Source organism: Actinoplanes derwentensis (genome assembly GCF_900104725.1).
GTDB classification, from domain to species: Bacteria; Actinomycetota; Actinomycetes; order Mycobacteriales; family Micromonosporaceae; genus Actinoplanes; species Actinoplanes derwentensis.
On sequence record NZ_LT629758.1, the window covers coordinates 3,902,483 to 3,928,124 of the forward strand.

Genomic DNA, 25,642 nt, shown 5'->3' on the forward strand with positions numbered 1-25,642 from the left:
TTATTGGGGGAACGCGACCTCCACCGTCAGGCCGTCCCTGCCGGTGGAGGTCGCGGTGATCAGCCCGTCGTGGGCCTGGGTGATGGATCGGGCGATGGACAGGCCCAGCCCGGCCCCGCCGCTGTGATCGATACGGGTACCCGCCCGCCGCCGGAACGGCTCGAACAGGGCGGCCACCTCTTCCGGCGGCACGTCCTCACCGGTGTTGACCACGGCCAGGGCCGGATCGGCGCCGACCCGCACATCGATCGTTCCGCCCGGCCGGTTGTACTTGATCGCGTTCTGCACCAGGTTCGTGACCAGCCGTTCCAGCAGGATCCGCTCGCCGAGAACGGTCCGCGGCGTCAGCTCGCTGGTGACCGTCACTCCCGCCTCGGCGGCCCGGCCCCGGTGCGCCTTCAGCACCTCGGCGGTGATCTCGTCGAGCCGCAGCGGAGTCCGGGCCATCAGGCCGCGGTCGCTCTCGCTGAGCACCAGCAGGCCCTCGATCAGGCGTTCGTTGCGCACGTTGGTGTCCAGCAGCTGCCCGGTGAGCAGTTCCAGCTGTTCCCCGGTCAACTCCTCGGCCATGCTCACCTCGATCAGGGTGCGCTGCACGGCGAGCGGAGTGCGCAGTTCGTGCGAGGCGTCGGCCGCGAACCGGCGCTGCGCCTCGTAGCCGACGGCGATCCGGTCCATCATCTCGTCGACGGCCCGGCCGAGGGCCGCCAGTTCGTCTCGGCTCTTCCCCGGCCGCAGCCGGTGGCCGAGGTTCTGCGGCCCGGCGGCGGCGATCACCGGGACCAGGTCCCGCAGCGGGCGCAGGCACCACCTCACCAGCGGATAGCAGAACGCCAGGATCGCCGCGAGCACCAGCACCAGCAGGACCAGGCCGGGAAGACTCGGGAACCGGTAGAGCAGCGTGCACCCGAGTGGCGTGTCCGCGTCCGGCGCCCACAACGGTTCCGGGCAGGAGAAGGTCTGGTACTGGTCGAGCAGCCGCAGAAGCTGGTCCGCGGCCCACGGCGCGGCCTGTGCCACGACCAGGACGATCGCGCAGAGCAGCAGCACCCGCCGTCTCATGCGCCCAGCCGGTATCCGGCCCGGCGGACGGTGTGCAGCAGGGGCGGGTCGCCGAGTTTGCGGCGCAACGTCATCACCGTCATCCGTACCGTGTTGGTGAACGGGTCGGCGTGTTCGTCCCACGCCTGTTCCAGCAGGTCCTCGGAGCTGACCACCCGGCCGCCGACCCGCAGCAGCACGTGCAGGACCGCGAACTCCTTCGACGACAGCGCCAGCACCCGCCCGTCCCGCGACGCGGTGTGCCGGGTGCTGTCCAGCACGACACCGTCCTGTTCCAGGATCGGCGGCAGCGCCGGGGTGGACCGCCGGGACAGCGCCAGGACCCGGGCGGCCAGTTCCGCGAACGCGAACGGCTTGGTCAGGTAGTCGTCGGCGCCGAGCCCGAGCCCTTCGACCCGGTCCCGGATGCCGGCCGCGGCGGTCAGCAGCAGGATCTTGGTGGTCGCGCCGGAGTCGACGATCCACCGGCACAGCTCGTCACCGGTGCGGCCGGGCATGTCCCGGTCGAGCACGGCTACGTCATAGCGGTTCACCCCGAGACGATCAAAGGCCGCTTCGCCGTCGTACGCCACGTCAACGGCCATCGACAGCCGCCGCAACCCCTGCGCCACCGTGTCGGCGAGCAGCCGTTCGTCGTCCGCCACCAGCACCCGCATTCTCTCGCCCCCGTCGGCTCCCGGCTTCTCGCCGTCGGCCAGGTTCGCACACCGTTCGTCAACGGTGGATAAAGACGCCGATGACGGTCACCGGACACGCCGGTGGGAACTATGAGGCTGATTCTGCCCAGCGAAGGTACGGACGGTCCCCCTTGATCAAGAAATGTCTCCTGGTTCTCTTCGCGGCGGCGGTGGCCGTTCCCTGGGGAGCCCGGCCCGCCGCCGCGATCGCCAACGGCCAGGACGCCGCCCCCGGCGACTACCGGTTCTCGGTCCGGCTGACCATGACCGGCCTGCCCGCCGACGACGGCGGCAGCCGGGACAGCTCCTGCTCCGGGGCCCTGATCGCGCCGCGCTGGGTGATCACCGCGGGCCACTGTTTCCGCGACGCCGACGGCCGGCGGGTGAGCCGCACGGTGGCCGAGCGGACCACGGCGGTCGTCGGCCGGGCCGATCTGTCGAGCACCGACGGCGCCGAGACCGAGGTGGTCGCCGTGCACCAGGCCGACGACACCGACGTGGCCCTCGCCGAACTGGCCACCGACATCACCGGGATCACCCCGATCCGGCTCGCCACCACCGGACCGGTCGCCGGCGAGATCCTGCGCCTGACCGGTTTCGGCCTGGTCACCGGCGATTCCGGGTACGTGGCCCCGACCCGGATGCAGACCGGACTGTTCACCGTCGGGTCCGTCGGCACCACCCTGGTCGAGGCCTCCGGCCGCTCTCCCCGGCCGGACACCAGCCCGTGCCCGCACGACTCCGGCGGCCCGTACTTCCGCGAGTCCCCCGGCCGCGAACCCGTCCTGGTGGCACTGGTCAGCACCGGCCCCGGCTGCCCGCATCCCGGCCCGGACTTCAGCGCCCGCGTCGACAACCTGAACGACTGGGTGACCGCCACCATGTCCGGGCGCCCCACCGTCCGTGCTCTGGGGATGGCCGCGGCCGCCCTCGCCACCCTGACTGTCCTGGCCGTCCTGTTCGTCCGGCGGCGCGCCGCGACCGCAGCGGACAGGCGATGACCGCAATTGCGGGCACGCTGGGACCATGACTCCTGATCGCTCCGGGTCCCGTATCGACCACCTGAACGTCGCCGTTCCCGACCTCGCCGCGGCGGTGGCCTTCTACGAGCCGGTGCTGGCCAGCATCGGTATCACGAAGATGCTGGAGATCCCGCCGAACGCCACCCCGCGCCAGCCGACGGCCATGGTCGGGTTCGGGCTGGCCCAGGTCAAGCCGTACTTCTGGCTCATCGACGGCGGCACCGTGGGCACCAACATGCACCTGGCCTTCACCGTCGACACCCGTGCCGCCGTGACCGATTTCCACCGGGCCGCGCTCGCCGCCGGCGCCACTCCCCTGTTGCCGCCGGCGGTCCACCCGGAATACCACGACGACTACTTCGGGGCCTTCGTGCTGGACCCGCACGGCATCAACCTCGAAGCCGTCTGCCACCACCGTGCCTCCGACGGGTGAGACGGCGCCGAGTCCCGCGGAGTGGGCGCCGTCACGAGGTCGTTTGCGGCAGAGTGCGGGAAGGCGACCTGTGACGTCCCTGCCGCCCGGGCCCGATCAGGCGACGGCCTAGCATGGCCTCGATGACTAACTTCTCAGAGCGACCCGTGCACGTCTCCCCCGCCCAGGCTCGGGCGGAGGAGGCTCTGCGGCTGCTGTCCGGTCCGCCGTTCGCGCTCGACGTCGCCGCCAAGCGGCTCAGCCGGGGTGGCGGTGTCTACGCGTGGTGGGCCGGCCCGTCGGTCTTCCCCTGGCTGGACGGGGTCCCGAACGAGAACGTTCCGTCGCTGCGGATGCTGTACCTGGGGCGCGCGTCCAGTCTGCGCGGCCGGATCCTGCGTAACCATCTGCGGCGTTCCGGTAGCTCGACGCTGCGCCGTACCCTCGCCGGGCTTCTGTTGTCCGAGGGCTATCGGACGACCTGGACCGATCGGGTGGTCCTGGTGCCCGAGGACGAGGAGCGGCTGACCAGCTGGATGCACGCGAACCTGCGGCTGACCTGGGCCGAGGACGCGGAGCCCGGATCCATCGAGGCCGCCCTCGTCCAGCGCCTGCACCCGCCGCTGAACGTGAGTGGCGTCGATCCCGCGGACGTCCAGCCGTCGGTGGTCGAGGCCAAGAACGCGTACAACACGTCCAGCGGCCCGGACGCTTAGCCGCCAGTTCCCCGTCGCTTCCGGGCCGCCGCGACGCGATCGTGACCGGTCCGGGCTAGGACGGGACGGGCTTTTCGCACGGGTCGAGCGCCGCCGAGTTCGGTTTGCGGTCGGTCGGGATCACGTTCGGCAGGTTGTTCGTGAAGGTCTGGTCCCATTCCTCGTTGATGAACTTGACCAGCTTCTTCGACAGGTAATCGCACAGTTTCGGGCTGTTGTTGTGGATGCCGATTCCGTACCGTTCGCTGCCCACCCTGATGCCGGGCACCAGCCTGAGGTCGCGGGCGGTGTCGTGGGAGATGAAGCCCTCCAGGATGGCCCGGTCGGAGGAGACCGCGTCCGCCTCGCCGGCCCGCAACCTCTGCAGGCAGCGTTGCAGGGTGTTCTCCGACAGCGGATTGATGGTCATGCCGAACAGCCGCACCTCGGTGGTGGATCCGAGTGCCGTACAGATGGTCTTCCGCTCGATGTCCTCCACCTTCATGATCTTGCTGGTGGTGAGGGTCAGCAGACCCTGCGAGTCGGCGAAGTAGGGTCCCACCTGGTCGATGGTCTCGCGGCGCTTGTCGTTGATCGAGAAGTTGGAGATGACGAGTTTCACCTCGCTGTCCGCGTCCTGGAGTGCCGTGAGCCGTTCGTTGGTGGTGAGATTGACGTATCGGGGACGGAACCCGAGTTCCTCACCGAGCCAGTTGCTCAAACTGATGTCGAAGCCCTGCCACACGCCGTTCGCGTACTCGCTCCAGCCGGGCAGGTCCGTGTTGATGCCGATCAGAACCTCGCCGGAGAGATATTCGGCGGGATCGGGCTCCAGTTCGGAGTCCTGGCATCCGGCGGTCGTCATCAGGGTGGCAGCCAGGACGGCGGCCAGCAGCGGGCGAAAACGCACGTGTGCTCCCTTCTATCGGCGTAGCTCGCCGTGGCCGAACGTCGCCGACACCACACAGTTCTGATCGCCCGGAGCTTCGAGCTTCAGCCCGAGGTCGACGCGCCGGGTCCCGTCCGGGATGTTGATGGAGACCGGCACGTCGTGGCGGGCGGCGATCACCGTGCCGGACCGGCCGTCCAGTTTCGGCTCGACGTGCAGGACGGCCGGGATGACGCAGTCGCTCAGGTCGCTGAGCGCCGCCAGCGACGGTGTGAACACCAGCTCGCCGCCTTGCCATCCGGTCACGACGTCCGGGGTGACCGCGCTGACCTGGTCCTCTCGGACCTCGACCGCCGCCGGGAACCGGACGTCCAGGTCAGCGAACCAGCGGTTCCAGACCCACGCCGACGCCGGCACCAGCAGGGCGACGGCCAGCACCGCACCCGTCCAGAACTTGGCCGGCCCGCTCAGCTCGTAGTGCCGCCACGGCGACGCCGCGGCCTGCTGCCCCATCCGGTTCGCGGCGTGCACGGCGAGCGCCGTGCTCACGATCGTCAGGGTGAGGCTGAGAATCGCGGCGGTGTTGGCGCCACGTTCCGGATTCCAGAACAGGTAGACCGTGACCAGCACGGCGACCAGAATCGATCCGCCGATCCACTTGCGGGTGCTGCTCGGTAGCTCGTCCATGCACCCTCCCCATGAGTGACACGCCCCGCCGCGCCTACGCATCGATACTCATGCACGCGCCAAGGTCATAACCTCATCACACGAACAGCCCCTCGGAATCGGATGATCGGATATTTCCGGTCCAGCATGGACGGAGCGGGCGGTTCCCGTCGGTTATCGATCGACGTCTCTCCGGGTACGATGCCGTGTTCGTATCAGGCCAGCCAGGAGGTCGTGTCGTGTCGCGAGGCGGGATTCTGGCGCTGTCGTCTGTGCTGGTCGTGGTGTGTGCCGCCGCGGTGTTCGGGGTTGTCACGACCAGGCGGGGGACGACACCGGCGGGTCTCGACGGTGACGGTGGCACGATCGCCTGGACGCTGGACACCACGAACGGGAGCGGTGCCGCCCACGTCATCGGGGACACGGCTGTCGTTCTGGACAGCGAGTCGCTGCGGGGTCTGGACGTGGCCGACGGCAGCTCGCGGTGGCGGCTGCCGGTCCCGGACCAGGACAGTGTGCTCACCGTGGCCGGCGACATGCTGGCGGTACAGAAGGGTTCGGACGGGCCGGTCGACGTGGTCGAGGCCGCGACCGGGCGGATCGCCTGGTCGACGCCGGGGCCGGTGCACATGGTCGCCCGGCAGGACGCGCTCTACCTGGATTCGTGCCCGGATCGGCGTACACCGGCCGCGGTCTGTGCCACCGTCAAGCGCCGGGGCCGTCCTCTGGTCCGTCGACGAACCGGACTTCTATCTTCAGGACGACGTGATCGGTGGACAGCGGACGCTGGCAGCGGACGCGAGCGCGTTTCTGCCGGTCACGACCTCGTCCAGTGGCCCGGCGGCGGGTGCGCTGCTGGACACCGCGACCGGGCGGTTGCTCACCGGGCGGCTCACGACGCTGGGCTGGTACCTCGTCGCGGCCGGTGACACCCTGGTCGCCACCGAACACGACACACCCGGCCGGGACTGCGCGGTGACGGTCACCGCGGTCGACGGCCGGACCGGGACATCGGCGTGGAACGGCACCCTGTACAGCAGGCTCCGTGCGGACGGGGAATGCCAGAAGACCTTGGGCCGGCCGTACGACGGTGGGCCTGTGCTTTTCGGGTCCGGCAGTGCGGTGGCCTCGGTGACCCGGACCGGACGGACGACCTTGACCGACGTCACCACCGGGACGGTCCGCTGGACCGCGGATCAGGCCGGAACGCCGATCGCCGGTGACGATCGGCGTCTGCTCGTCCGGGACAACGCCGAGTCCGGGCCGGTCGCGTTGCTGGATCTGGCGGACGGCCGCCGACTCTGGACGGTGCCGGATCCGGGGCTGCCGGGGACGTCGGCGAGCTGGGACTCCGCGGTGGCGGGCGACCTGGTCGCGGTGATGGGCGCTACCGGTGACCGGCCGTACGTGCAGATCCACGACGCGGCGACCGGCCGGCAACTGGCCCGGCGCGGTGGGTGGCTGACCGGCCTCGGCGACGGCTGGGCCATGGTCTCGACCAGCGTGGATGCCGCGGCGGGCCGCCTGACCCTGCACATGCTGAGGTTCTAGCGCGGGCGGGGCGCCGACGACGGGGTGATCACTTCGACGCCGGCGGCTTCGAGGGTCTCCAGCAGTGGCGCCGGTGGGGGCGCGTCGGTGATCAGGTAGTCGGCGGCGCTCAGGTCGGACACCTGGGCGAACAGCCGGCGGTCGAACTTCGAGGAGTCGGCCAGTATCGCCACCCGGGCCGCGCGCGCGATCATCGCCTGCATCATGGCTGCCTCGGCGAGGTTGCTGGTGGTGAATCCGGCGTCGGCGGAGACCGCGCCGACGCCGATCAGCGCCAGGTCGCAGGTGATGTCCAGGTCGGCGCCGTCGGCGGTGCGGAAGCTGACCGGGCCGTATGTCGCGAGCGTCAGCTGGCGGACCGTGCCGCCGAAGAAGTAGATGTCGCGGATCGCGCTGATCGGCAGCGCCCCCGGGATCAGCAGGTTGTTGGTCGCGATGGTGAGATCGCGGTGCCCGCTGAGGCGGCGGGCGGTGGCGAGCGTGGTCGTCCCGCCGTTGATCATGATCGTCGAGGCGTCCTGGACCAGTTCGGCGGCCAGGGTCGCGATCGTCTCCTTCTCCTTCTCCATGAACGCGAGCCGCTGCTCGACGGCGCTGTCGACGCGGTAGGCGGTGGCGAGGCTGACGGCGCCCCCGTAGGTGCGCACGAGAGCGCCTTCGGAGGCCAGCCGGTCGAGATCGCGGCGCACGGTGTCGATGGAGACCTTGAAGCGTTCGGCCAGCTCGGCCACGGTGACCTGGCCGGCGTCGGCGACGAACGCCACCAGCTGAGCCTTGCGCCCCGCGGGCAGGTGACGCTGACGGTCATCTTTATCGACGGCCACGGTTCCCCCTTCGTCAGTGCGGCAGTATGCCACAACTTCGCACACGATACGCACACTACCCGCACAAAGCTGCAAAGAACCGCAACCTCAGGCGAGCGCCTGCTAGATACCGGTGCAGGCAGCACATATTGCAGCACAATGCCCCTATGTGGAAGCCCTGGTCAGGCCGCTTGACGCAGCAGTCTGCCGTACTCCGCAGTTTTCTGCAGTTCTTCTCTTGTTCTCGTCTGTAACACGCTGCTAACGTGGCGCCAACACAGCAGAGAACAGAAAGACTTAGATATAGAAGGAGCTGGCCATGGCAGTTCGTTCCACCCGGCTGAAGAAGCTGATGGCGGCGCTGGCAGTGACCACTTTGGTCGGGTCGGTTGCCGCGTGCGGCGGCTCCAGCGAGGAGAGCTCGGACGGCACCGTCACCCTCGAGTTCGCACAGTGGTGGGGAGCCGAGCTCCCAGCCGGAGATTTCGACAAAATCATCAACGACTTCACCACCGCGAACCCCAACATCAAGATCAAACTGCTGAGCGCGCCGTACGCGTCGACCAAGCAGCAACTCGTCACCGGAGCTGCCTCCAAGACCCTGCCCGACGTGGTGGGACTGGACGGCGCCTGGGTCAACGACTTCGCCAAACAGGGCGCTATCGCTGACATGTCCGCGCTGATGACCGAGGCCGGTTACGACCAGAGTCAGCTCGCGAGCCAGATTCAGCTCGACGGCAAGACCTACATGGTCCCGGTCGTCAACTTCGTCTATCCGCTCTTCGTCAACAAGGACCTGCTGACGAAAGCGGGAGTCACCGCGGTGCCCACCACGCGCACCGAGTTCTCCGACGCCGCCAAGAAGATCTCCGCGACCGGCTCCGACGTGAAGGGCTGGGCACTCCCACTCGACACCGCGGTCCCGAACGGAATCCAGAACGACGTGATGTCCTGGCTGTGGGCCTCCGGCGGCAGCATGCTGAAGGACGGCAAGCCGAACCTGACCAGTCCCGAGGTCAAGGCCACCGTCGAATACGTGAAGAGCCTCAACGACGCCGGTGTCATCGCCCCCGGATCGCTCACCATGAAAGAGCAGGACAAGGTCGAGAAGTTCACCAACGGGCAGGTCGGCATGATGATCGACTCGCTGGCGCACATCAACCTCATCAAAGAGGGCAAGCCGGACCTGAACTTCGAGGTCGCCGCCCTGCCGGCGGTGGACGGCTACACCGGCAAGCGCGGTATCCCGTACGCCTCCTGGGGCATCGGCATCTCCAACTCGACCGAACACAAGGCCGAGGCCTTCAAGTTCGTGTCGTACCTGATGAGCCAGGAGACCAACGCGAACCTCGCCACGATCGCGAACGCCTTCCCCGGTAACAAGAACGCCGAGCCGGACTTCAGTAACTCCGACCCGCTGTTCAAGAAGGCCTTCGAGATCTACCAGGCGGGCACCCCGGCGAACGAGTTCGTCGGCCTGCCGAAGTCCGAGGAACTGATGCGCAGCTTCGACGAGCAGCTCCAGCTGGTGCTGACCGGTAAGACGACGGTCGACGAGGCCCTGGCCAAGTCGCAGGAGAACTGGTCCTCGGTCATCGGTTAGGTAGTCGTTCGGGAGGGCGCCGTATCGCCGGCAAGCGGTGCGGCGCCCGATCTAGGAGACAGCAATGACAATGAAGGCCGCCCCTGCCGGGCCTCGTGCCGGCCGGTTCCGGAGCCTGATCCCGTACGGCTACCTGTCGCCGACCGTACTGCTGATCTTCGTCCTGATGGTGATCCCCATCGTCATGGTGATCAGCTACTCGCTGCGCGACAACGTGATCGTCAACCAGAACCCGGTCTTCACCGGCTTCGCCAACTACACCAAGGTCCTCACCGACCCCGACTTCCTGGCCGCGCTGAAGAACACCGCCGTCTTCATCTCGGTCAGCACCGCGGCCCACCTGCTCCTCGGGCTCAGTTTCGCGATGATGCTGAACACCAAGCTGCTCAGCGGCGTCACCAAGGCGATCTTCCGGATCGTCTACATCCTCCCGTGGCTGTTCACCATCGCGGTCATCGCGGTGATCTGGCGGCTACTGCTCGACCCGTCCGGCGTCGTCAACTACATCCTTCAGACCCTCGGCGTCGTTCAGGAGGGCGTGGGCTGGTTCAGTGATCCGGACATCGCGCTCTGGGCGGTCACCTTCGTCAACGTCTGGTCCGGCTACCCGTTCTTCATGATCAGCCTGCTGGCCGGTCTGCAGGGCATACCCGCCGACCTGTACGAGGCCGCCTCGGTGGACGGCACGACTTGGTGGCAGCGGTTCCGGCACGTGACCCTGCCCCAGCTGCGGCCGGTGATCATCAGTATGGCGGTGCTCGACCTGATCTGGACGTCCCAGCAGTTCGCCCTGATCTGGATGACGACCGGCGGCGGCCCGCTGAACACCACCGAGATGCTCAGCACCTACGTCTACAAGCAGGCCTTCAGCGAGTACGAGTTCGCGACCGCGTCGGCGGCCGCCGTGATCGTCCTGCTCCTGACCATGGTCCTGGCCTTCTTCTACGTTCGTTCACAACGGGAGCGGTGAGACATGGCCTCCGTCAAGACCCGCCGCACCCTCGCCAAGGCCGGCGTCATCACCGGGCTCCTGCTCGGCGGCCTCTTCGCCGGCCTGCCGGTGCTGTGGATGCTCTCCACCTCACTGAAGAGCAACGGCGAGGTCTTCCAGAACCCGCCGCAACTGATCACCGACAGCTTCTCGTTCGACGCGTACACCGCGATCCTGGGCGACCCCGCCCAGCTCAGGTTCTTCCTCAACAGCTACATCGTCGCCGGTTCGGTCACCGTCCTGACCCTGCTGGTGGCGATCCTGGCCGGGTACGCGTTCAGCCGCTTCACCTTCCCCGGTTCGAAGACCATCAACGCGATCATCGTCAGCGTCCAAGCGGTGCCACCGATCACCCTGGTCATCCCGTACTTCGGGCTCGTCGTCGCGCTCGGCCTGTACGACACCTACGCCGGACTGATCCTGACCCACATGGTGTTCACGCTGCCGTACGCGATCATCATGATCACCGCCTATCTGAACACCCTGCCGAAGGAACTCGACGAGTCCGTCAAGGTCGACGGCGGCAACGGCTGGACCGCGCTGTGGCGGATCCTGGTGCCGATCTCGGTTCCCGGCCTGATCGCGGTCGGCGTCTACACCTTCATGATCTCGTGGAACGAGTACCTGTTCGCCCTCTCGCTGACCAGGACCGATGAGATGCGCACCGTGCCGATCGGGATCCAGATGCTGATGGGCCAGCACTCGTACGAGTGGAACCAGATGATGGCGATGAGCATCCTCGGATCGATCCCCGTCCTGGTCCTGTTCCTCATCTTCCAGCGGCGATTCATCGGCGGCCTGACCGCCGGCGCCGTCAAAGCCTGACCCCACACCCCTTTAGTTCCAAGGAGAAACCCGAAGATGCTGACCACCGGCAAGGCGATCCTCGACGTCGCCAACGAGCACGGCTTCGCCGTACCCGCCTTCAACATCAGCGACTGGGCGATGTTCAAGGGCATCGTGGAGATCAGCGAGGAGACCAACGCTCCGCTGCTCGTCGCGATCCACCCCGACGAGGTCAGCCACATCGGCCGTGACCTGATCAAGGCCATCGCCGAGCGCGCCCACCGCTCGAGTGTGCCGATCGCGATCCACTGGGACCACGGCGCGACCTATGAGCAGATGCTGGAGGCGTTCCAGTTCGGCTTCACCTCGGTGATGATCGACGCCTCGATGAAGCCGTTCGACGAGAACGTGGCGATCTCGAAGAAGGTGGTCGACTCGGCGCACGTGCTGGGTGTCTCGGTCGAGGGTGAGCTGGGCACGATCGGCGCGAACGACAGCTACGCCGAGGGCGGTTCCGCCACCATCATCTACACCGACCCGGACGACGCGGTCACGTTCGTCGAGCAGACCGGCGTGGACAGCCTGGCCATCGCGATCGGCACGTTCCACGGCTTCTACCCGGCACACCTCAAGCCGGAGCTGAAACTGGACCTGCTCAAGGAGATCAAGAGCCGGGTGCAGATCCCGCTCGTCCTGCACGGTGGCTCGAACAACCCGGACGACGAGATCCGGGAGGCCGCCCGGATCGGCATCAACAAGATCAACATCTCGACGGACATCAAGGTCGCCTACCACCAGAAGATGCGCGAGATCCTCGGCGACGACCCGAAGACCCGCGAGCCCAACGCCATCCAGCCGGCCTGCATCGCGGCGATGAACGAGGTCGCCGCCCACAAGATCGAACTGTTCGGCGCCGCCGGCAAGGCCGCGCTGTACTGACATGACAGACGCGTCCCGTGTAGTCCTGGGCCTCGGCGGCTGTGTCGACTACGAGCTGAAACTGACCGCCGAAGTCCTGGAACAACTGGTCACCGAATACGGCGTCACCGCCGCGGAGCTGTCGTCGCCGGCCACGGTGACCAGTGAACGGGACCTCGTGGTGTCGATCCTCTCCTACGTGGCCCGCGGTGGCGGCGGCGAACACTACGTCGCCTCCGCCGCGTCGTGTGAGACCTTCGCCAACCGTTACCCGCACCGCGCGACACTCGGGGGCACGTCGGTGCGAGCCGGAATCCTGATGAGCAAGCTCGGCGTGCCGTCGACGTTGCACCTGGTCAGTGTCAACGACACCATCCGGCGGCTACTGCCCGCCGGCACCGAGTGGATCAACAGCGGCACCGCCGACACCACGTACCCGCACCTGATCGTGCAGTACGACCGGGACCTGCGGATCCGGGCCGGCGACATCGACGTCACCGCGCCCTTCCCGAACCGGCTGATCTACGTCAACGACCCGGCCAACAGCGCGATGCTGCTCACCGGCGAACTCGGCGACCGGCTGGCCCGGGCCGGCGTCTTCCTGATCTCCGGCTTCAACGCCATGCGCGACCAGCGTGAACTCGACACGCGGATGGCCGAGCTGCGCGACCACATGCGGCGGCTGCCGCCCGGGGCGGTGACCTACTTCGAGGACGCCGCCTACCACGTGCCGGCCTTCAGTCAGCGTGTCCGTCACGCTCTTCTGGACAGCATCGACGTCTACGGGCTGAACGAAGACGAAATGCAGGACTACCTCGGCCGTACGATCGACCTGCTCTCGCCCGTGGAGATCGCCGGAGCACTCACCGAACTGGCCACGCTCATCCCGGCACCGACCCTGGTATTGCACACCAAGTATTGGGCCCTCGCCTACGGCGACCATGCCGCCACCTGGGCGAACGCCCTCGACAGCGGCACGGTGATGGCCGCCGTCCGCTACCGCCACGGCGACGACTTCACCGACGACGACGTGGTCGAACTGCGCCGCCGGGCGCGCCGACCGGAATCGGTGGTGTTCGCCCGAGACCTGGAGAACCTGGTGGGCAACCGGGTCCACTGTGCTCCGGCATTCGCCCTGGACGTACCGAACCCGACCACGGTAGGCCTGGGTGACACGTTCGTCGGCGGATTCCTCACCGCCCTGGCCCGCTCGTCGGAGGACACCCTGTGACAGTCGTGAAACTGCCGGCCAACCAGCCCGAGACCTTCTACCGCGGCGCCGGCCGGATCGCCGCGTTCCGGGACGAACCCGGACTGCCGGACCGCCCCGAGGACTGGGTCGGCTCCACCACCGCCCGCTACGACCTGCACCCGTCCGGGCTGACCACGCTGCCCGGCGGTGACCTGCTCACCGACGCGATCACCGCCGAACCCGGCCGCTGGCTGGGCCCCGGCCGCACCGACACCGGCGTCCTGGTGAAACTCCTGGACGCCGGCCAGCGGCTGCCCCTGCACGTCCACCCCGGCCGGCGCTTCGCGACCGATCACCTGGCCAGCCCGTACGGGAAGACCGAAGCCTGGGTGATCGCCGACGCCAAGCCGGACGCGTACGTCCATCTGGGTTTCGCCCGTGACGTGGAACCGGAGGAGCTGGCCGGGTGGGTGACCGCCCAGCGGAGTGCCGAGATGCTGGCCGCCACCAACCGCGTCCCGGTCGCGTCCGGCGACGCCATCCTGTGCCCCGCCGGAGTCCCGCACGCCATCGGCGACGGCATCCTGCTCGTCGAGGTCCAGGAACCCACCGACTTCTCGGTACTGCTGGAATACCAGGACTTCGGCCTGACCGGCGGCCACCTCGGCCTCGGCTACGACCTGGCCCTGCAATGCGTCGACCGCAGCGCCTGGAGCCCCGCCCGCCTGGAAACCCTGCGCGGCACCGACCATCTGCTCCCACCCGACGCCGACCCGTTCTTCCGAGCCCACCGGTTCCACGACGGCGACCCGATCCCCCCGGGTTTCGCGGTCGCAGTGACCCTCTCCGGCCAGGGCCGCTTGACCGGCCCCCATGACAACCTGCAGATCAAGAGCGGAGACACACTGCTCATCCCGTACGAGTCAGGCCCTCTCCACGTGCACGGCCCCGTCGACCTGATCCACCTGTCCCACGCGGCCTGACCCGCACTACTGCACCGGCCAGAGATCCAGGCGCACGTCAGCCCACCCACCGATCGACTGCTCCAGGAAGCGGTGTAGTTCCCGGCCCTCCCGGGCATAGGCGGCGGCGTCCTCAGCCGTCTTCCACCCGTCCTCGTAGTGGAACCGCACTTCGAAATGCTCCTGCCACGCACTGATCCGGTCAGCGAGTCCCACCGGAAGATCGAAATCGGCCGGATCCATGGCGCCGTCCTCCCACAACGGCCAGCCGACGCCATAGTCACTCATCAGCCGAATCAGCCGCCGCTCCGTCACCCGGCCAGGCTATCGCCGCCACGCCCGCGCGGCGTCACCGAGTGGCATCCCGGCCGGACGGCTGAAGCCATCGAGACGCATGTGTCTTTACCGTGCCCACATGCGGCTTGCACCGATCCTCGCCGAGATCCTGGCCGGTCAGCGTGCTGATCACCAGGAGAGGATGCCACGCGGGTCCGGGGCCGGTGGGACCGCATCGGGGACTCCGGAGGGTCCCCCGGCCCTCGGTGACCCGGCTGGTCAGGCCGGGGCGAACGACTGCGCGGCGAGCCAGTCGCTGAAGGTGACCGTGCCACGGGGGCCCGGTCCGGTCGGCAGGAGACCGCCGCTGCTCATGCCGCCGGGGAGGTACACCGGCAGCACCGGGCGACGGCGGGCTCCACCGGCGGCGATCAGGCGGCGGGCCATGTCGGTCAGGGCTTCGGTGCGCGGTCCGGCCAGTTCGGGGGCCATTCCCTGGGGCCGATCCTGAGCGATGTCGGCCAGGGCGGCCGCTGCCTCACGTACCGCAACGGGCTGGATCTTGCCGGACGGGACCACCGCGACCGGACCGGGAACCCCGGCCAGAAGCTGCCCGGCGAAGTCGTGGAACTGGGTGGCCCGCAGGATCGTCCACGGCACCGGGCCGCTGCGGACGATCTCCTCCTGCCGCAGCTTGCCCGCGTAGTAGGGGTTCTTCACCCGGTCCACACCGACGATCGACAGGGTGATCAGGTGCTGGACCCCGGCCCGGTCCGCGGCGGCGAGCAGGTGGCGGCCGGCCTGGTCGAAGAAGGCGATCGCGGCGGCCTTGTTCATGGTGTTCACATTGCTGGCGTCGATGACCGCGTCCGCTCCGGCCAGTGCCGCGTCCAGCCCCGACCCGGTCTTCAGGTCGACCCCGGCGGCGCGGGCCAGTGTCACCGCTGTGTGCCCGCCCGCTTCGAGCGCCGCCACCACCAGCCGTCCGGCCAGGCCCGTGCCACCGGCAACCGCAATCCTCATGGTCGTTCCCATCCTCGTAGACGCTGTACGAGAAGAAGACGACGTGGCCCGCCGCATTGTGACGACGGTTTACGGCTTTCGCGCCACCACCCCGAACAGCGAGGCCTCGACCGGGGTCGGCTGCTCGTCGTCGGTGGGGTCGGGGCGCCACTCGCTGATCGCCGAGATGCCCGGTTCGACCAGTTCCAGGGCAACGACGAATTCTTCGACCTGGGTACGGGTACGCGGGTGTACGTCCGAACGCCCGGACCGTAACGCCTCGTCCCAGTTCGCCTTCAGTTCCGGCGTCAGCAAGTCGGTGGTGGCGAGTGTCATCACCAGGTGACTGCCGGACGGGAGGGCGTCGAGCAGAGTGCGGACCGCGGTGACCGCCTGTTCCTGCGACGGCAGGAAGTGCACCACCGCCACCAGGATCAGCCCGACCGGTTTCGACAGGTCGAGGATCTCCAGCCCGGCCAGGATCCGCTCCGGTTCACGCAGGTCCGCCTCGATGTACCGGGTCTGTCCCTCGTCCGCACTGGTCAGCAGCGCCCGCGCGTGCACCATCACCATCGGGTCGTGGTCGACGTAGACGATCCGGCTGTCCGGGGCGATCCGCTGCGCCACCTCGTGGGTGTTGTCGGCGGTCGGCAGCCCGGTGCCGACGTCGAGGAACTGCCGGATCCCGGCCTCGGCGGTGAGGTACCCGACGGCGCGGCGCAGGAAGGCGCGGTTGGCGCGGGCCGCGATCCGGGCCGCGGGGTACGACTTGGCCAGCAGGTCACCCGACTCGCGGTCGGCGGCGAAGTTGTCCTTGCCGCCGAGCCAGTAGTTGTAGCGGCGGGCCGGATGCGCCACTCCGGTGTCGAGCCTGTCGAAGGTCACGGCGGAGATCCTAATCAGACGGGCGGGGGTGTGAACCCCCGCCCGTCCACTACTAACCGTCGATGCCGTGGACCGGCGGAACCGTCAGGGTCCGCTGCTCCGGGGTGCCGCCGAGGATGACCTCACGCAGCGCCGTGTTGTTGGTGGTGCTCAGCTCGGCGAGCTTGCGCTCCGGGTTGGCCAGCACCTCGATGTAGTAGGTGCCGTTCGGCAGATCGGTGATCTCGAACGACTGGCCGGGACGATCCTGGGTGTACGTGTCACCGCTGCCGATGTCGAGCACCTCCCGGACCGCGACGACGGTGTCCGCGCCGCAGGACGTCTCGAGGGAGGTGTTCTCCGGCCGCCACTTCGCCCCGGTGATGGTGTAGTCCACCGAGTCGGTGTTGGCCAGGCAGAACGCCTCCTTGCCGCTGCGCACCGCGAGCACCTTGTCGGCGGCGAGCAGGTTGTACTGGGCGAAGTCGGTGAAGTGCCAGTGCTTGTGGCCCTCCCGCGCGTCCCACTCCATGGTGCCCGCCTGTTTCGAGCCGACCTGGTTGCCCTTGGCGTCGAAGAAGTACTGGTAGGCGTCCATCAGCCCGGCGTCGGTGCCGGACCGGCGGAAGCCGTCGACCAGCAGCGGGGAGGTTCCGGCGTTCCAGACGGTGGCGCCGAAGTTGATGAACGTCTTCCCCTCCTCCTCCGACAGCGAGATGCCCCAGGCCGGCAGTGACCGCAGGTCCGGCTTCGGGCCGGCGGCCGGGGCTGCCTTCAGGGTGTTCGCCGGGCGCTTCGCAGGCGCGCGGAACTCCGGCAGGTACGACGACACCTGGCGGGCGGCGTCACCCTGACCTGCGTGCAGGGCGTGCTCGTCCTCCAGCGGCGGGGCCGACGACGGCTCCTGAGTGGTGTCCGCCTTGCGGGCCGCGAGCAGGCCCGCCTCACCGGAACGGGACTCGTCGACGACCGTGACGGCCACGGTGGCGGTGGACGAGGCGGCCGGAATGCCGAACAGCTGCTGGTACGCCGGGTTCACGGTGGCCGTGGCGGTGTACTTGCCGGGCGCCAGGTCGAACTCGGGGATCTTGCCGTCGTACTCGGGCTGGTCCGGCACGTCGGAGCTCCAGCCGGCCTGCACACCCCAGACCTGGCCGAGCGTGAACGGGTTGTAGCCGCCGCAGCTGGTCGGGTACGGGTTGGTGGCCGGGGCGTCCGGCCGGGTGCGGGCGGACCCCCACGAGTTGCCGCAGAACGCCGTCGTGTACTCGGTGACCGGCTTACCGGCCTCGTCCACGATGGTGATCTTCGTGAAGTCCTTGAGACCCCAGAAGTCGGTGACGGTGCCGGCCGGCAGAGCCACCTTCTTCTTCTTGCCGTTCTGGACGACGGTCCGCTCGGCGGTGATCGGCTTGTCGTAGCCGGTGCGCTTGGCCCAGACCTCGAACGCGTCCTGGCCGGCGACCACGTGCAGGCCCAGGTTGAACGAGAGCCAGGTTTCGCCGTCGTACTCGTACCGTTCGGCGGTGACCGCGCTGGTCGCGGCCCGGAACTGCAGGGCCGGCGGGGCGGCGGCGGCCTGGGCCACGCCCACTCCGGCTGCGGTCAGAGCGAGTGTGCCGGTCACGGCACCCAAGGTCAGCAGGCGGGAACGTAGACGACGATGGTTCGTCGGATCGGTCATGCTGTCCTTTCGTCGGGCGGCCGGCGGTGACCCCGGCCGCTGACCGATCATCCAAATCGGACACCTATGAATTTCCTGTGAAATAGACACCCGTTGGCACGAACCCGGGAGAGACGTACGATTTCTGGGAGCGCTCCCACATCCCCTGAAGGAGCTTCCCCGTGAACCGTTCCCTCCACGCCCTGTTCGCCGCCGGCCTCCTCGCCACGGCCGGGCTCACCGCCCTCACCCTGAGCGAACCCGCCCGGGCCGACGCCCAGATCTGCGAGCAGTACGGCTACACCACCATCGGCGGCCGCTACCTCGTGATGAACAACCGCTGGGGCACCACCGCCGAGCAGTGCATCGACGTCACGAACACCGGCTTCACCATCACCAGCCAGCAGGGCACCGGCAACACCAGCGGCGCCCCGGTGTCGTACCCGGCGGTCTACTTCGGCTGCCACTACACCCGGTGCTCCCCCGGCACCAACCTGCCGCTGCGGGTCAGCGCGATCACCAGCGCCACCAGCAGCGTGAGCTACAACTTCGTCTCCGGCGCGACCTACAACGCGTCGTACGACATCTGGCTCGACCCCGCGCCCAAGACCGACGGGGTGAACGCCCAGGAGATCATGATCTGGTTCAACCGGCAGGGTTCGATCCAGCCGATCGGCTCCCGCGTCGGCACCACCACCATCGGCGGCAGGTCGTTCGAGGTGTGGCAGGGCAGCAACGGCGCCAACGCGGTGGTGTCCTATCTGGCCACCACCGCGATCAGCAGCTGGAACTTCAGCGTCCTGGACTTCATCACCGACGTTAAGAACCGGGGCGCGATCACCGACGCGTGGTACCTGACCAGTGTCCAGGCCGGTTTCGAACCGTGGATCGGCGGCGCCGGGCTGGCCGTGACGGACTTCTCCGCCGCGGTGAACGGCGGGGGCACCAGCCCCAGCCCGTCCACCAGCCCCAGCCCGTCGACCTCGCCCAGCCAGCCGCCAACCGGAACTGCCTGCCGCGTCACCTACGCCACCAACGTCTGGAACACCGGGTTCACCGCCACCGTGACCGTGGCAAATACCGGCAGCAGCGCCGTCAACGGCTGGGCCCTGGACTTCGCGCTACCCGGCGGGCAGTCCGTGACCGGGTCCTGGAACGCCGCGCTGAGCGGGACGTCCGGGGCGATCACGGCGCGTAATGCCGCCCACAACGGCAGTCTTCCGGTGGGCGGCAGCACGTCGTTCGGTTTCCAGGGCTCCTACAGCGGCACGTTCGCGCCCCCCGCGACGTTCGCGCTCAACGGAACGGCCTGTACCCGCGCTTGAGCCCCGGCCGTCAGCTGATCAGGAAGTGTAGGTCGCGAAGCACTTCCGAGACGACGAGCGGGGGCAGTCCGGCCAGGTCGGCGGGGCGGATCCGCTCCAGGGTCTGGGGCGCGTCCGGCTCCTGCCAGTGGTACCCGGGGCCGAAGTCGATCTCGACCCCGGGGCCGTCCGGCCCGTCACGCAGCAAACCCTGATGGCCGTCGTCGAAGCTCCAGCCACGGGCAGTGAGCGAGAAGAGTTTGCCCGACGGCACAGAACGGCCGGTGAAAGCACTGAAGTCGGCGTCAGCGACCTCGAACAGTTCCCGGCCCACCTGCGGGAACGGCTGGATGATCGCGTAGTCGGCGAAGATCGTCGACCACTCGGCCCGGTCGTTCCCCAGGTGCCAGGGGTGCGGCAGGCCGACCGTCGCAGCCGGGTCGAGGGTCCACGTCTTGTCGTCGATGTCGGCGAACGTGCGGTCCTCGGCCGGGCGGAACGCGGTGACCGCCGACCCGTCCGCGGCGAACGTGGCCCACAGCAGCCGCCGGGTCAGGTGCCAGGTCAGCGGGTGCTCGACGAACAGTTCGGTGAACTCCGCCGCGGTCCAGCGGCGCTGGGTGACCATCGCCAGCTCCAGGGCGTACCGCCGCTCGGTGATGATGGTCTTCAGGTCTTTGCGCAGTTCGGTGTAGCGGGCTCGGGCGGCCTCGGCCAGCTCCGGGTCGTCGGTCGCCGCGGTCCGGGGCACCCGGCTCAGACGGTTGCCGCGCTCGTCGTGCAGGACGGTCTGCACCTGGTCGTCGAGGGTGATGGTGAACCGGCGCGGGCCGTAGTCCAGCGGCGTCAGGTCCGGTTCGGGGACGAGACGGTCGAGGAGCTGCTGCACCGTCACGCCCCGGGCCGTCGCGACCATGACCAGGTTCTCCGAGGCGCAGAGCTGGAGACCGGCATTCGGCGCCTTGCGGCTGAGCCGCAGTAGTTCACGCAGCGCGACGTCGGTGCCGATCCCGCCCAGGGCCTGGATGGCGTTGCGCATCCGGGCGTTCGCCTTCTTCGCCCACTCCGGGAAGAACGCCGTCAGCGCCGCAACCGTGCTGTCGTCGCCGAGCACCCCCAGCGCCAGCATCGCGAAGTTGGTGCGGGTCGGGTATTCGGCGGCCCGCCACTGTTCGAAGACGGTCCAGGCCAGTGCGGCCGCCGAGTGGTGCGCGCGAACCTCGGCGAGGTCCGGGTGCGGCTCGCCGACCGTGGACGCGGCCACCAGCTCGCACACCGTCTCCGGGGCGAACCGGCCGACCGCGGGCAGCGCTGCCACGACCAGCCAGTTCGGCAGGGACCGGGTCTTGGGGCGGGGAGCCGCTCCGGCCAGCTCGGGGAAGGCCAGCAGATGATCGCGGAGCAGTTCGTCGGCGATCCCGGTACCGGTTCTGGCCCGGAGCGCGCGCAGGGCGATCTCCGGTCGTTTACGGGCGGCGGCCAGGAACGTACTCCGGAAGTGTTTGCGATCGACCCGGTCGATGATCAGGCCGAGCGCGCCCTCGAACGGGATCGCGGCGAGGGCGGTGATCGCCCGCTTCTCGTCGTCGGTGCCGGCGAAGACGTTGCGGTAGCGGGACTCCTCCTGATCGTCGAGCAGGGTGGCCCAGGCCGTGCCGAGCCCCGCGCCCCCACCTGCGACGATCTGTTCGGCCCGGGCCTTCGCCTCGACCGGTAGCCGCCGGTCGGTGACCAGGTGAGCGGCGAGCAGGTCGGCGTAGATCGGGAACCGGCCCTCGGCGTCGAGTTCGGTGAGCACCCGCACCGCCCGGACCGGGTAGCGGGTCAGGACTCCGGACTTGAGGAAGGAGCCGCTGCGGACCGACGTGCCCTCGAAACACTCCCGGCAGAGCGCGCGGAACGCCTCGTCGGTCGGGATCACCGACAGCAGGCGGAGGCCGTCCGGGTTGAGCGGGCGGACGCCTGGCCACCAGGGCGAATCCACCAGCCGCAGCAGTTTCGCGTAGAACGGCGTGGCGAGCAGCGCGCCCGCCTCCGGGCCGACGCCGTCCAGGACCGTGCCGACATTGCCGTGCTGGCTGTACGGAGACAGGTCGGCGACGACGTGGTCGCGCAGTTGTTCCAGGTGGGTGATCGTGCTCGCCGCGAACAGCAGGAGCACGCTCAGATGCCGGTGATCACCTTCGGACATCTCCTCGCCGCCGGAGTCGTCGGCCGCCCACTCCGCGGCCGCCGCGCAGTCCTCGTCGACCCAGCCGGTCTCGGTCGGGATCAGGAACGAGGCGAGGATCCGGCCGATCGGGGTGGTGCGGCCCGCGGCGAGGACGGTGCGGGCGTCGTCGTACTCCGCGTCCGGGGCGGTGGCCAGGCGCGCCCGGACGAACTGCGCCGCGTCCCGGAGCCGGCCCAGGTCGATGGCACGCCAGCCCTGCTCGTACGTCTCCGGGTTCGAGGGGTCGACCTCCCAGAGCGACCCGGTGGTGACGAACTCGCCCATCGCCGCCACCATCCGCACCCCGAAGCCGGTGCCGAAGTGGGCGACGGCCGGTTCCACGATCGACGCCTCGAGGATGGCGACGGTCAGCACCGCGACCGCGGCGCCCCGGGGGTCCGCCGGGCCGGGCTCCTCGGTGTCGAGCCAGGGCCGCACGAAACGGTCACCGGCCGCGGCGAGATCAGGGTCGTGGAGCACCGCGCGGTCGTCGGGCAGATAGCCGTTGCTCTCGATGTATCGCAGTGCCTCACGCAGCTCAGCGGCCGAGTCCTCCGGAGTCTCCGGCGGCGGCACGGCGAAGCCACCGCGCCGCGGCATGATCTCCTGCCAGTCCGTGGGCAGTGCCCAGGCGTCCTCGTCCGGCAGCACCAGCTTGCCCATCAATCTCCCCAGGTCGATCCGTCTAGGCGTGCGACGGATCCGCGTGCGGGAAGTCCCACAGCAGGTAGTCACCGACCGGGGCGAAGCCCATGCCGGTGTAGACCGGGACACCGGCCGGGGTCGCCTGCAGCACTGCCGTGACGGCACCCCCGGCCGCGCCGTCGCCGATCACCCGCGCGGTCACCGACCGACCGAACCCACGGTTGCGGGATTCCGGTCGCACCCCCACAAAATAGACGCCGATCGTACGGTCCTTCGGAACCGACACCCCCGCGGCCACCGCCACGACCCGCCCCTCGGAGCGTCCCAGGTACAGCTGGAACCGTTCGTCGGCGACCGTCTCCGGCCCGCAGATCGCTTCGAGAAGCTTCGGCTCGTACCCGAAACTGTCCGCCGCGCAGTCCACGAACTCCTGCACGTCGTCCACGGTCCGGGCCACCTCGACGACCAGGCCGTCGGCCCGTACCGCCGCGTCCTCGCTGGCGACGGCATCCCGGCTCATGATCGGGTACAGCGGTTCCCGCTCGACGCCGCGGACCGTGGTCACCGACGCGGGCCCGGAGCTGACGACCCGCCAGGGCAGGCCCCGTTTCCCGAAATAGCCCGCCGCCTCGGCGATCGACTCCTCGTCGTCAGCCCGGCAGTGCACCTGGTTGTAGGCGGCGCCGTCGATCCCGGTATCGACCATCACTCCACGGGGCAGCTTCCAGTAGGTGCCGCTGGTGCAGCGAGCCAGGTGAAGCCAGAAGGACAAATGGTTCGTATGTAGTTCCCGTAGCACGCCGCCATGCTACTGGCCGCCACTTACTTCTCCGCGGCCTCGGCCTTGGCGGGGCCTACTTCTCCGCGGCCTTGGCCTTGGCGGCGCGGCGGCGGTCGATCGAGTCGACCAGGGTCTCACTGACGTCGCGGCGGGCCTTGCGGAGCAGGAAGACCGAGAGCAGCATGCTGACCGCCATGGCGATGAGCGCCCGCAGGAAGATGTCCATCTCCAGCGGGAGCACGGTCAGCACGGCGAAGGCCGCCAGGAAGAGGCCCAGCCGGGCGAGAGCGAGGAACAACACGGAACGCATGGCTCCCATGATGACCGACCGGCTGGGCCGGACGTCAGGAGGTGCGGCGGAATGTGGCGTCGGCCTGGGCTGTCGCGGTGGTGATCGGGTCGATGCGGAGCACGTAGTCACTGTGCCTGATGTAGCGGTCCGGGAAGTTGTAGGACTGGAACGACTGCCACGTGGTGTCGGCGAGGCCGGCCACCTGACGGAACGTCGCGTCGGCGCGGTAGGTGGTGGTGCCGGTGTTCGGTTCCAGGCGCAGCACATAGTTGTTGTGGCGCAGGTAGTGGCCGGGGAAGTTGACCGACTCGAAGGACACCGCACTGGAGTCGGCGAGGCCGGCGACGATGCGGAACTGGGCGTCCAGGGCGGGTGTCACGGTCGGGTCGATGCGGACGGCGTAGTTGCTGTGGCGTACGAAACGGTCCGGGAAGTTGTAGGACTGCAGCCGTTGGACGGTGACCGCGCCCGGGTTGCCGAGTTCACCGGACGGCCCGGCCAGGACGGTGGTGCCGGCGACCGGGACGCCCAGGTTGGGGGTGCCGTCCGGGTTCCAGGAGATGCGCTGGGCCCGGCTGGTGCGGGTGGTGCCGCAGCCCTGCGAGGCCGAGTCGTTGGCGTGGTAGACGATCCAGTCCTCGGTGCCGTCCGGGGACTTGAAGAACGTGTGGTGGGCCGGGCCGTACGCGCCGTTGCTGTCGTTGCGCTGGAACAACGGGTTGGCGATCTTGGTCCAGTTGCCGCGGACCAGCGGGTTGGTGCCGGTGAGTTCCAGGCCGCCGATCTTGTAGTCCGGGGTGCCGCAATAGCTCGCCGAGTAGGTCAGGAAGGTGCGCCCGTTGCGCTGCAGCGGGTATGGCCCCTCGTTGACCGGGTTGCCCACCTTCTCCCAGGTGTACGTGGGCTCGGAGATGATCGTGCCGAGCGCCGCCGGCGTCCACGGGTTGGTCAGGCGGGAGATGAACAGGCTCTGCAGGCCGCCGTTCTCGAAACCGCTGTTGTTGTTGAACGCCGAGAACACGAAGTAGTTGACCCCGGCGACGGTCAGCACGCTGCCGTCGATGGACCAGCCGTTGTCCGGCATCAGGACCAGGGCGCCCTTGTACGTGTAAGGGCCCATCGGATCCGTGCCGGCGCTCTCCAGGACGTGCTGACGTTGCCCTCCGCAGCAGGCCGAAGGGCCGGCCGAGTAGTAGAGGTACCAGCGCTGCCCGTTCGGCCCGTCGAGCAGGTGCAGGCTGGGCGCCCACATGTTCGACACCGCGTTCGGCTGCGACATGGTGAACACGGTCGTCTCCGCCGCGGTGCGCAGCCCGGCGACGGTGGCCGACTTACGGATGTAGATACGGCCGGTCCAGGTGGTGGCGGCGTAGTAGTAGCTGCCGTTGTGGTAGCCGAGCCACGGGTCGGCGCTGTTCGGCGTACCGACGACCGGGTTTTGAAATGTCGCTCCCGGAGCGGCGCTCGCTGGAGCCGGGGCGACGAGAACGGCCAGCAGAAGCACGATCGCGGTCAGCATGCTGCGTAAGCGCATGAGGCTCCATCCCGACACGTTAACGCTAACATTGATGACCGGCATGTTACGAGAAGAAGTTCACGCTAACAAGGATCGATGGCTCGGCGCGCACGCGAACACACACGCCGAGCCAGGCTCAGCAGAACCCTCAGCCGATCGCGAAACTCGGGTGCGGGGGCTGGTTGTAGGCGGTGTTCTGCGGGGCCTGATCACGATCATGCTGCTAGGGGCGCTCTGGAACACCTCCCAGCTGGCGTTTAGAACGTCAGTTCTAGGTGATGCCGGTCAATGCCGGTCGGCGTCTGACGGCCCACTCGCGGCCCCGGACGGCCCCGGGACGGCCCGGCGGCGAGACCGGTTTTCCGTACCACGAGCACTGATTTCTGGAGTGGCATCCCGTCGCGCAAGCATCGCTCAGCCGGGCCGCGTCTGCCCGGTCCAGGTGGAGCGCCACGCCGGACGAACGACCTGGACCGGGCAGACGCGGTCTGGTCGCCTTCGGTGTGCGACGGGGTGCCCGGAAGTCGGCATCCCAGAGCAGCCCGGGTCCAGGGCGGGCAGCCCTGGCCGCCGGAGGCTGGCCCCGGGTGCAGGGCCGGGAAGGTCCTGCCCGCCGGAGGCACCGTTCTTGTAGCGAGACACCAGAAGCCCCGGACGTTTCCCGCGTGGGAATGTCCGGGGCTTCGTCGTGTCCGGCCGTCGTCGCCCGTCCGACTGCCGGGCCGCGCCGGTAGCGAAGCGGCAAGGCGCGGACGGCCGGCAGATTCAGGGCCAGGCGTGCGGGCCGAAGGCCCGCCTTGAAGATGTAGAGAAAGTTCTCACCGAATCCAAGTCCGGGTGCAGTCCTGCGTGGGTCTG

General features: G+C 68.8%; 24 protein-coding genes. 11 read left to right on the forward strand and 13 right to left on the reverse strand.

What is annotated here, in order from left to right; genetic code table 11:
- Together BLU81_RS17280 and BLU81_RS17285 are read right to left on the reverse strand one after the other, a co-directional pair.
- On the reverse strand, positions 1 to 1,062 hold the full coding sequence (locus tag BLU81_RS17280; protein WP_092545614.1) for a sensor histidine kinase: 1,062 nt from the start codon (positions 1,060 to 1,062) through the stop codon (positions 1 to 3).
- Positions 1,059 to 1,718 carry a response regulator transcription factor gene (locus BLU81_RS17285; protein ID WP_092545615.1) on the reverse strand — a complete coding sequence of 220 codons (660 nt, stop codon included), beginning with the start codon at positions 1,716 to 1,718 and terminating at the stop codon, positions 1,059 to 1,061. Before BLU81_RS17285 ends, BLU81_RS17280 begins: the two co-directional genes overlap by 4 nt.
- 152 nt (positions 1,719 to 1,870) lie before the next feature.
- Between BLU81_RS17285 and BLU81_RS17290 the strand changes: the two genes are divergently transcribed.
- The 3 genes from BLU81_RS17290 (at position 1,871) to BLU81_RS17300 (ending at position 3,889) form a co-directional block, all read left to right on the forward strand.
- Positions 1,871 to 2,740: a S1 family peptidase gene (locus BLU81_RS17290; protein WP_231954609.1), complete on the forward strand. Its 870-nt coding sequence runs from the start codon at positions 1,871 to 1,873 to the stop codon at positions 2,738 to 2,740.
- A 25-nt stretch (positions 2,741 to 2,765) separates the two neighbouring features.
- The gene (locus BLU81_RS17295) at positions 2,766 to 3,194 is read left to right on the forward strand and encodes a VOC family protein (RefSeq protein WP_092545617.1); all 429 of its coding nucleotides are present in this window, start codon (positions 2,766 to 2,768) and stop codon (positions 3,192 to 3,194) included.
- 122 nt (positions 3,195 to 3,316) lie between these two features.
- The gene (locus BLU81_RS17300; protein ID WP_231954610.1) at positions 3,317 to 3,889 is read left to right on the forward strand and encodes a GIY-YIG nuclease family protein; all 573 of its coding nucleotides are present in this window, start codon (positions 3,317 to 3,319) and stop codon (positions 3,887 to 3,889) included.
- A 55-nt stretch (positions 3,890 to 3,944) separates the two neighbouring features.
- Here BLU81_RS17300 and BLU81_RS17305 read toward each other — a convergent pair whose 3' ends face one another.
- Together BLU81_RS17305 and BLU81_RS17310 are read right to left on the reverse strand one after the other, a co-directional pair.
- Positions 3,945 to 4,778: a transporter substrate-binding domain-containing protein gene (locus tag BLU81_RS17305; protein ID WP_092545619.1), complete on the reverse strand. Its 834-nt coding sequence runs from the start codon at positions 4,776 to 4,778 to the stop codon at positions 3,945 to 3,947.
- Positions 4,779 to 4,790: 12 nt separating this feature from the next.
- The gene (locus tag BLU81_RS17310; RefSeq protein ID WP_092545620.1) at positions 4,791 to 5,444 is read right to left on the reverse strand and encodes a hypothetical protein; all 654 of its coding nucleotides are present in this window, start codon (positions 5,442 to 5,444) and stop codon (positions 4,791 to 4,793) included.
- Between the two features lie 218 nt (positions 5,445 to 5,662).
- On the opposite strand from BLU81_RS17310, the gene BLU81_RS48350 reads away from it, so the two are divergent.
- Positions 5,663 to 6,352 (forward strand): outer membrane protein assembly factor BamB family protein, encoded by a 690-nt coding sequence (locus BLU81_RS48350; RefSeq protein WP_157751651.1) that lies wholly within the window; start codon positions 5,663 to 5,665, stop codon positions 6,350 to 6,352.
- Between the two features lie 618 nt (positions 6,353 to 6,970).
- Here the strand turns inward: BLU81_RS48350 and BLU81_RS17320 are convergent.
- The gene (locus BLU81_RS17320) at positions 6,971 to 7,798 is read right to left on the reverse strand and encodes a DeoR/GlpR family DNA-binding transcription regulator (RefSeq protein ID WP_092545622.1); all 828 of its coding nucleotides are present in this window, start codon (positions 7,796 to 7,798) and stop codon (positions 6,971 to 6,973) included.
- A 298-nt stretch (positions 7,799 to 8,096) separates the two neighbouring features.
- On the opposite strand from BLU81_RS17320, the gene BLU81_RS17325 reads away from it, so the two are divergent.
- The 6 genes from BLU81_RS17325 (at position 8,097) to BLU81_RS17350 (ending at position 14,250) form a co-directional block, all read left to right on the forward strand.
- The gene (locus tag BLU81_RS17325) at positions 8,097 to 9,380 is read left to right on the forward strand and encodes an ABC transporter substrate-binding protein (protein WP_092545623.1); all 1,284 of its coding nucleotides are present in this window, start codon (positions 8,097 to 8,099) and stop codon (positions 9,378 to 9,380) included.
- A 64-nt stretch (positions 9,381 to 9,444) separates the two neighbouring features.
- Positions 9,445 to 10,350 carry a carbohydrate ABC transporter permease gene (locus BLU81_RS17330; RefSeq protein WP_092545624.1) on the forward strand — a complete coding sequence of 302 codons (906 nt, stop codon included), beginning with the start codon at positions 9,445 to 9,447 and terminating at the stop codon, positions 10,348 to 10,350.
- 3 nt (positions 10,351 to 10,353) lie between these two features.
- Positions 10,354 to 11,196 carry a carbohydrate ABC transporter permease gene (locus BLU81_RS17335; protein WP_092545625.1) on the forward strand — a complete coding sequence of 281 codons (843 nt, stop codon included), beginning with the start codon at positions 10,354 to 10,356 and terminating at the stop codon, positions 11,194 to 11,196.
- A 36-nt stretch (positions 11,197 to 11,232) separates the two neighbouring features.
- Entirely contained in the window at positions 11,233 to 12,096 is an 864-nt protein-coding gene (locus tag BLU81_RS17340; RefSeq protein ID WP_092545626.1) for a ketose-bisphosphate aldolase, read from the forward strand.
- A gap of 1 nt (position 12,097) precedes the next feature.
- Positions 12,098 to 13,306, forward strand: a complete 1,209-nt coding sequence (locus BLU81_RS17345; RefSeq protein ID WP_092545627.1) for an ADP-dependent glucokinase/phosphofructokinase — start codon at positions 12,098 to 12,100, stop codon at positions 13,304 to 13,306.
- Positions 13,303 to 14,250: a class I mannose-6-phosphate isomerase gene (locus BLU81_RS17350; RefSeq protein ID WP_092545628.1), complete on the forward strand. Its 948-nt coding sequence runs from the start codon at positions 13,303 to 13,305 to the stop codon at positions 14,248 to 14,250. Before BLU81_RS17345 ends, BLU81_RS17350 begins: the two co-directional genes overlap by 4 nt.
- 6 nt (positions 14,251 to 14,256) lie before the next feature.
- Here BLU81_RS17350 and BLU81_RS17355 read toward each other — a convergent pair whose 3' ends face one another.
- From BLU81_RS17355 to BLU81_RS17370, 4 genes are all read right to left on the reverse strand, one after another.
- Positions 14,257 to 14,544, reverse strand: a complete 288-nt coding sequence (locus BLU81_RS17355; protein ID WP_092545629.1) for a hypothetical protein — start codon at positions 14,542 to 14,544, stop codon at positions 14,257 to 14,259.
- A gap of 240 nt (positions 14,545 to 14,784) precedes the next feature.
- Positions 14,785 to 15,528 (reverse strand): SDR family oxidoreductase, encoded by a 744-nt coding sequence (locus BLU81_RS17360; RefSeq protein ID WP_092545630.1) that lies wholly within the window; start codon positions 15,526 to 15,528, stop codon positions 14,785 to 14,787.
- Positions 15,529 to 15,597: 69 nt separating this feature from the next.
- Positions 15,598 to 16,392 carry an SAM-dependent methyltransferase gene (locus BLU81_RS17365; protein ID WP_092545631.1) on the reverse strand — a complete coding sequence of 265 codons (795 nt, stop codon included), beginning with the start codon at positions 16,390 to 16,392 and terminating at the stop codon, positions 15,598 to 15,600.
- 52 nt (positions 16,393 to 16,444) lie between these two features.
- The gene (locus tag BLU81_RS17370) at positions 16,445 to 18,055 is read right to left on the reverse strand and encodes a lysyl oxidase family protein (RefSeq protein WP_092557228.1); all 1,611 of its coding nucleotides are present in this window, start codon (positions 18,053 to 18,055) and stop codon (positions 16,445 to 16,447) included.
- A 161-nt stretch (positions 18,056 to 18,216) separates the two neighbouring features.
- Here BLU81_RS17370 and BLU81_RS17375 point away from each other — a divergent pair, with 161 nt between their 5' ends.
- Complete coding sequence (locus BLU81_RS17375; protein ID WP_092545632.1) at positions 18,217 to 19,359, forward strand: GH12 family glycosyl hydrolase domain-containing protein; 1,143 nt, start codon at positions 18,217 to 18,219, stop codon at positions 19,357 to 19,359.
- Positions 19,360 to 19,369: 10 nt separating this feature from the next.
- Here the strand turns inward: BLU81_RS17375 and BLU81_RS17380 are convergent, their stop codons facing one another.
- The 4 genes from BLU81_RS17380 to BLU81_RS50710 all read right to left on the reverse strand — a co-directional run bounded on the left by BLU81_RS17380 (position 19,370) and on the right by BLU81_RS50710 (position 24,802).
- Positions 19,370 to 22,213, reverse strand: a complete 2,844-nt coding sequence (locus tag BLU81_RS17380) for a DUF4132 domain-containing protein (RefSeq protein WP_092545633.1) — start codon at positions 22,211 to 22,213, stop codon at positions 19,370 to 19,372.
- 22 nt (positions 22,214 to 22,235) lie between these two features.
- Positions 22,236 to 22,967, reverse strand: a complete 732-nt coding sequence (locus BLU81_RS17385; protein ID WP_092545634.1) for a GNAT family N-acetyltransferase — start codon at positions 22,965 to 22,967, stop codon at positions 22,236 to 22,238.
- A gap of 82 nt (positions 22,968 to 23,049) precedes the next feature.
- Positions 23,050 to 23,286, reverse strand: a complete 237-nt coding sequence (locus BLU81_RS17390; RefSeq protein WP_157751652.1) for a DUF4229 domain-containing protein — start codon at positions 23,284 to 23,286, stop codon at positions 23,050 to 23,052.
- A 34-nt stretch (positions 23,287 to 23,320) separates the two neighbouring features.
- On the reverse strand, positions 23,321 to 24,802 hold the full coding sequence (locus tag BLU81_RS50710; RefSeq protein WP_231954611.1) for a family 43 glycosylhydrolase: 1,482 nt from the start codon (positions 24,800 to 24,802) through the stop codon (positions 23,321 to 23,323).
- Positions 24,803 to 25,642 lie beyond the last annotated feature (840 nt).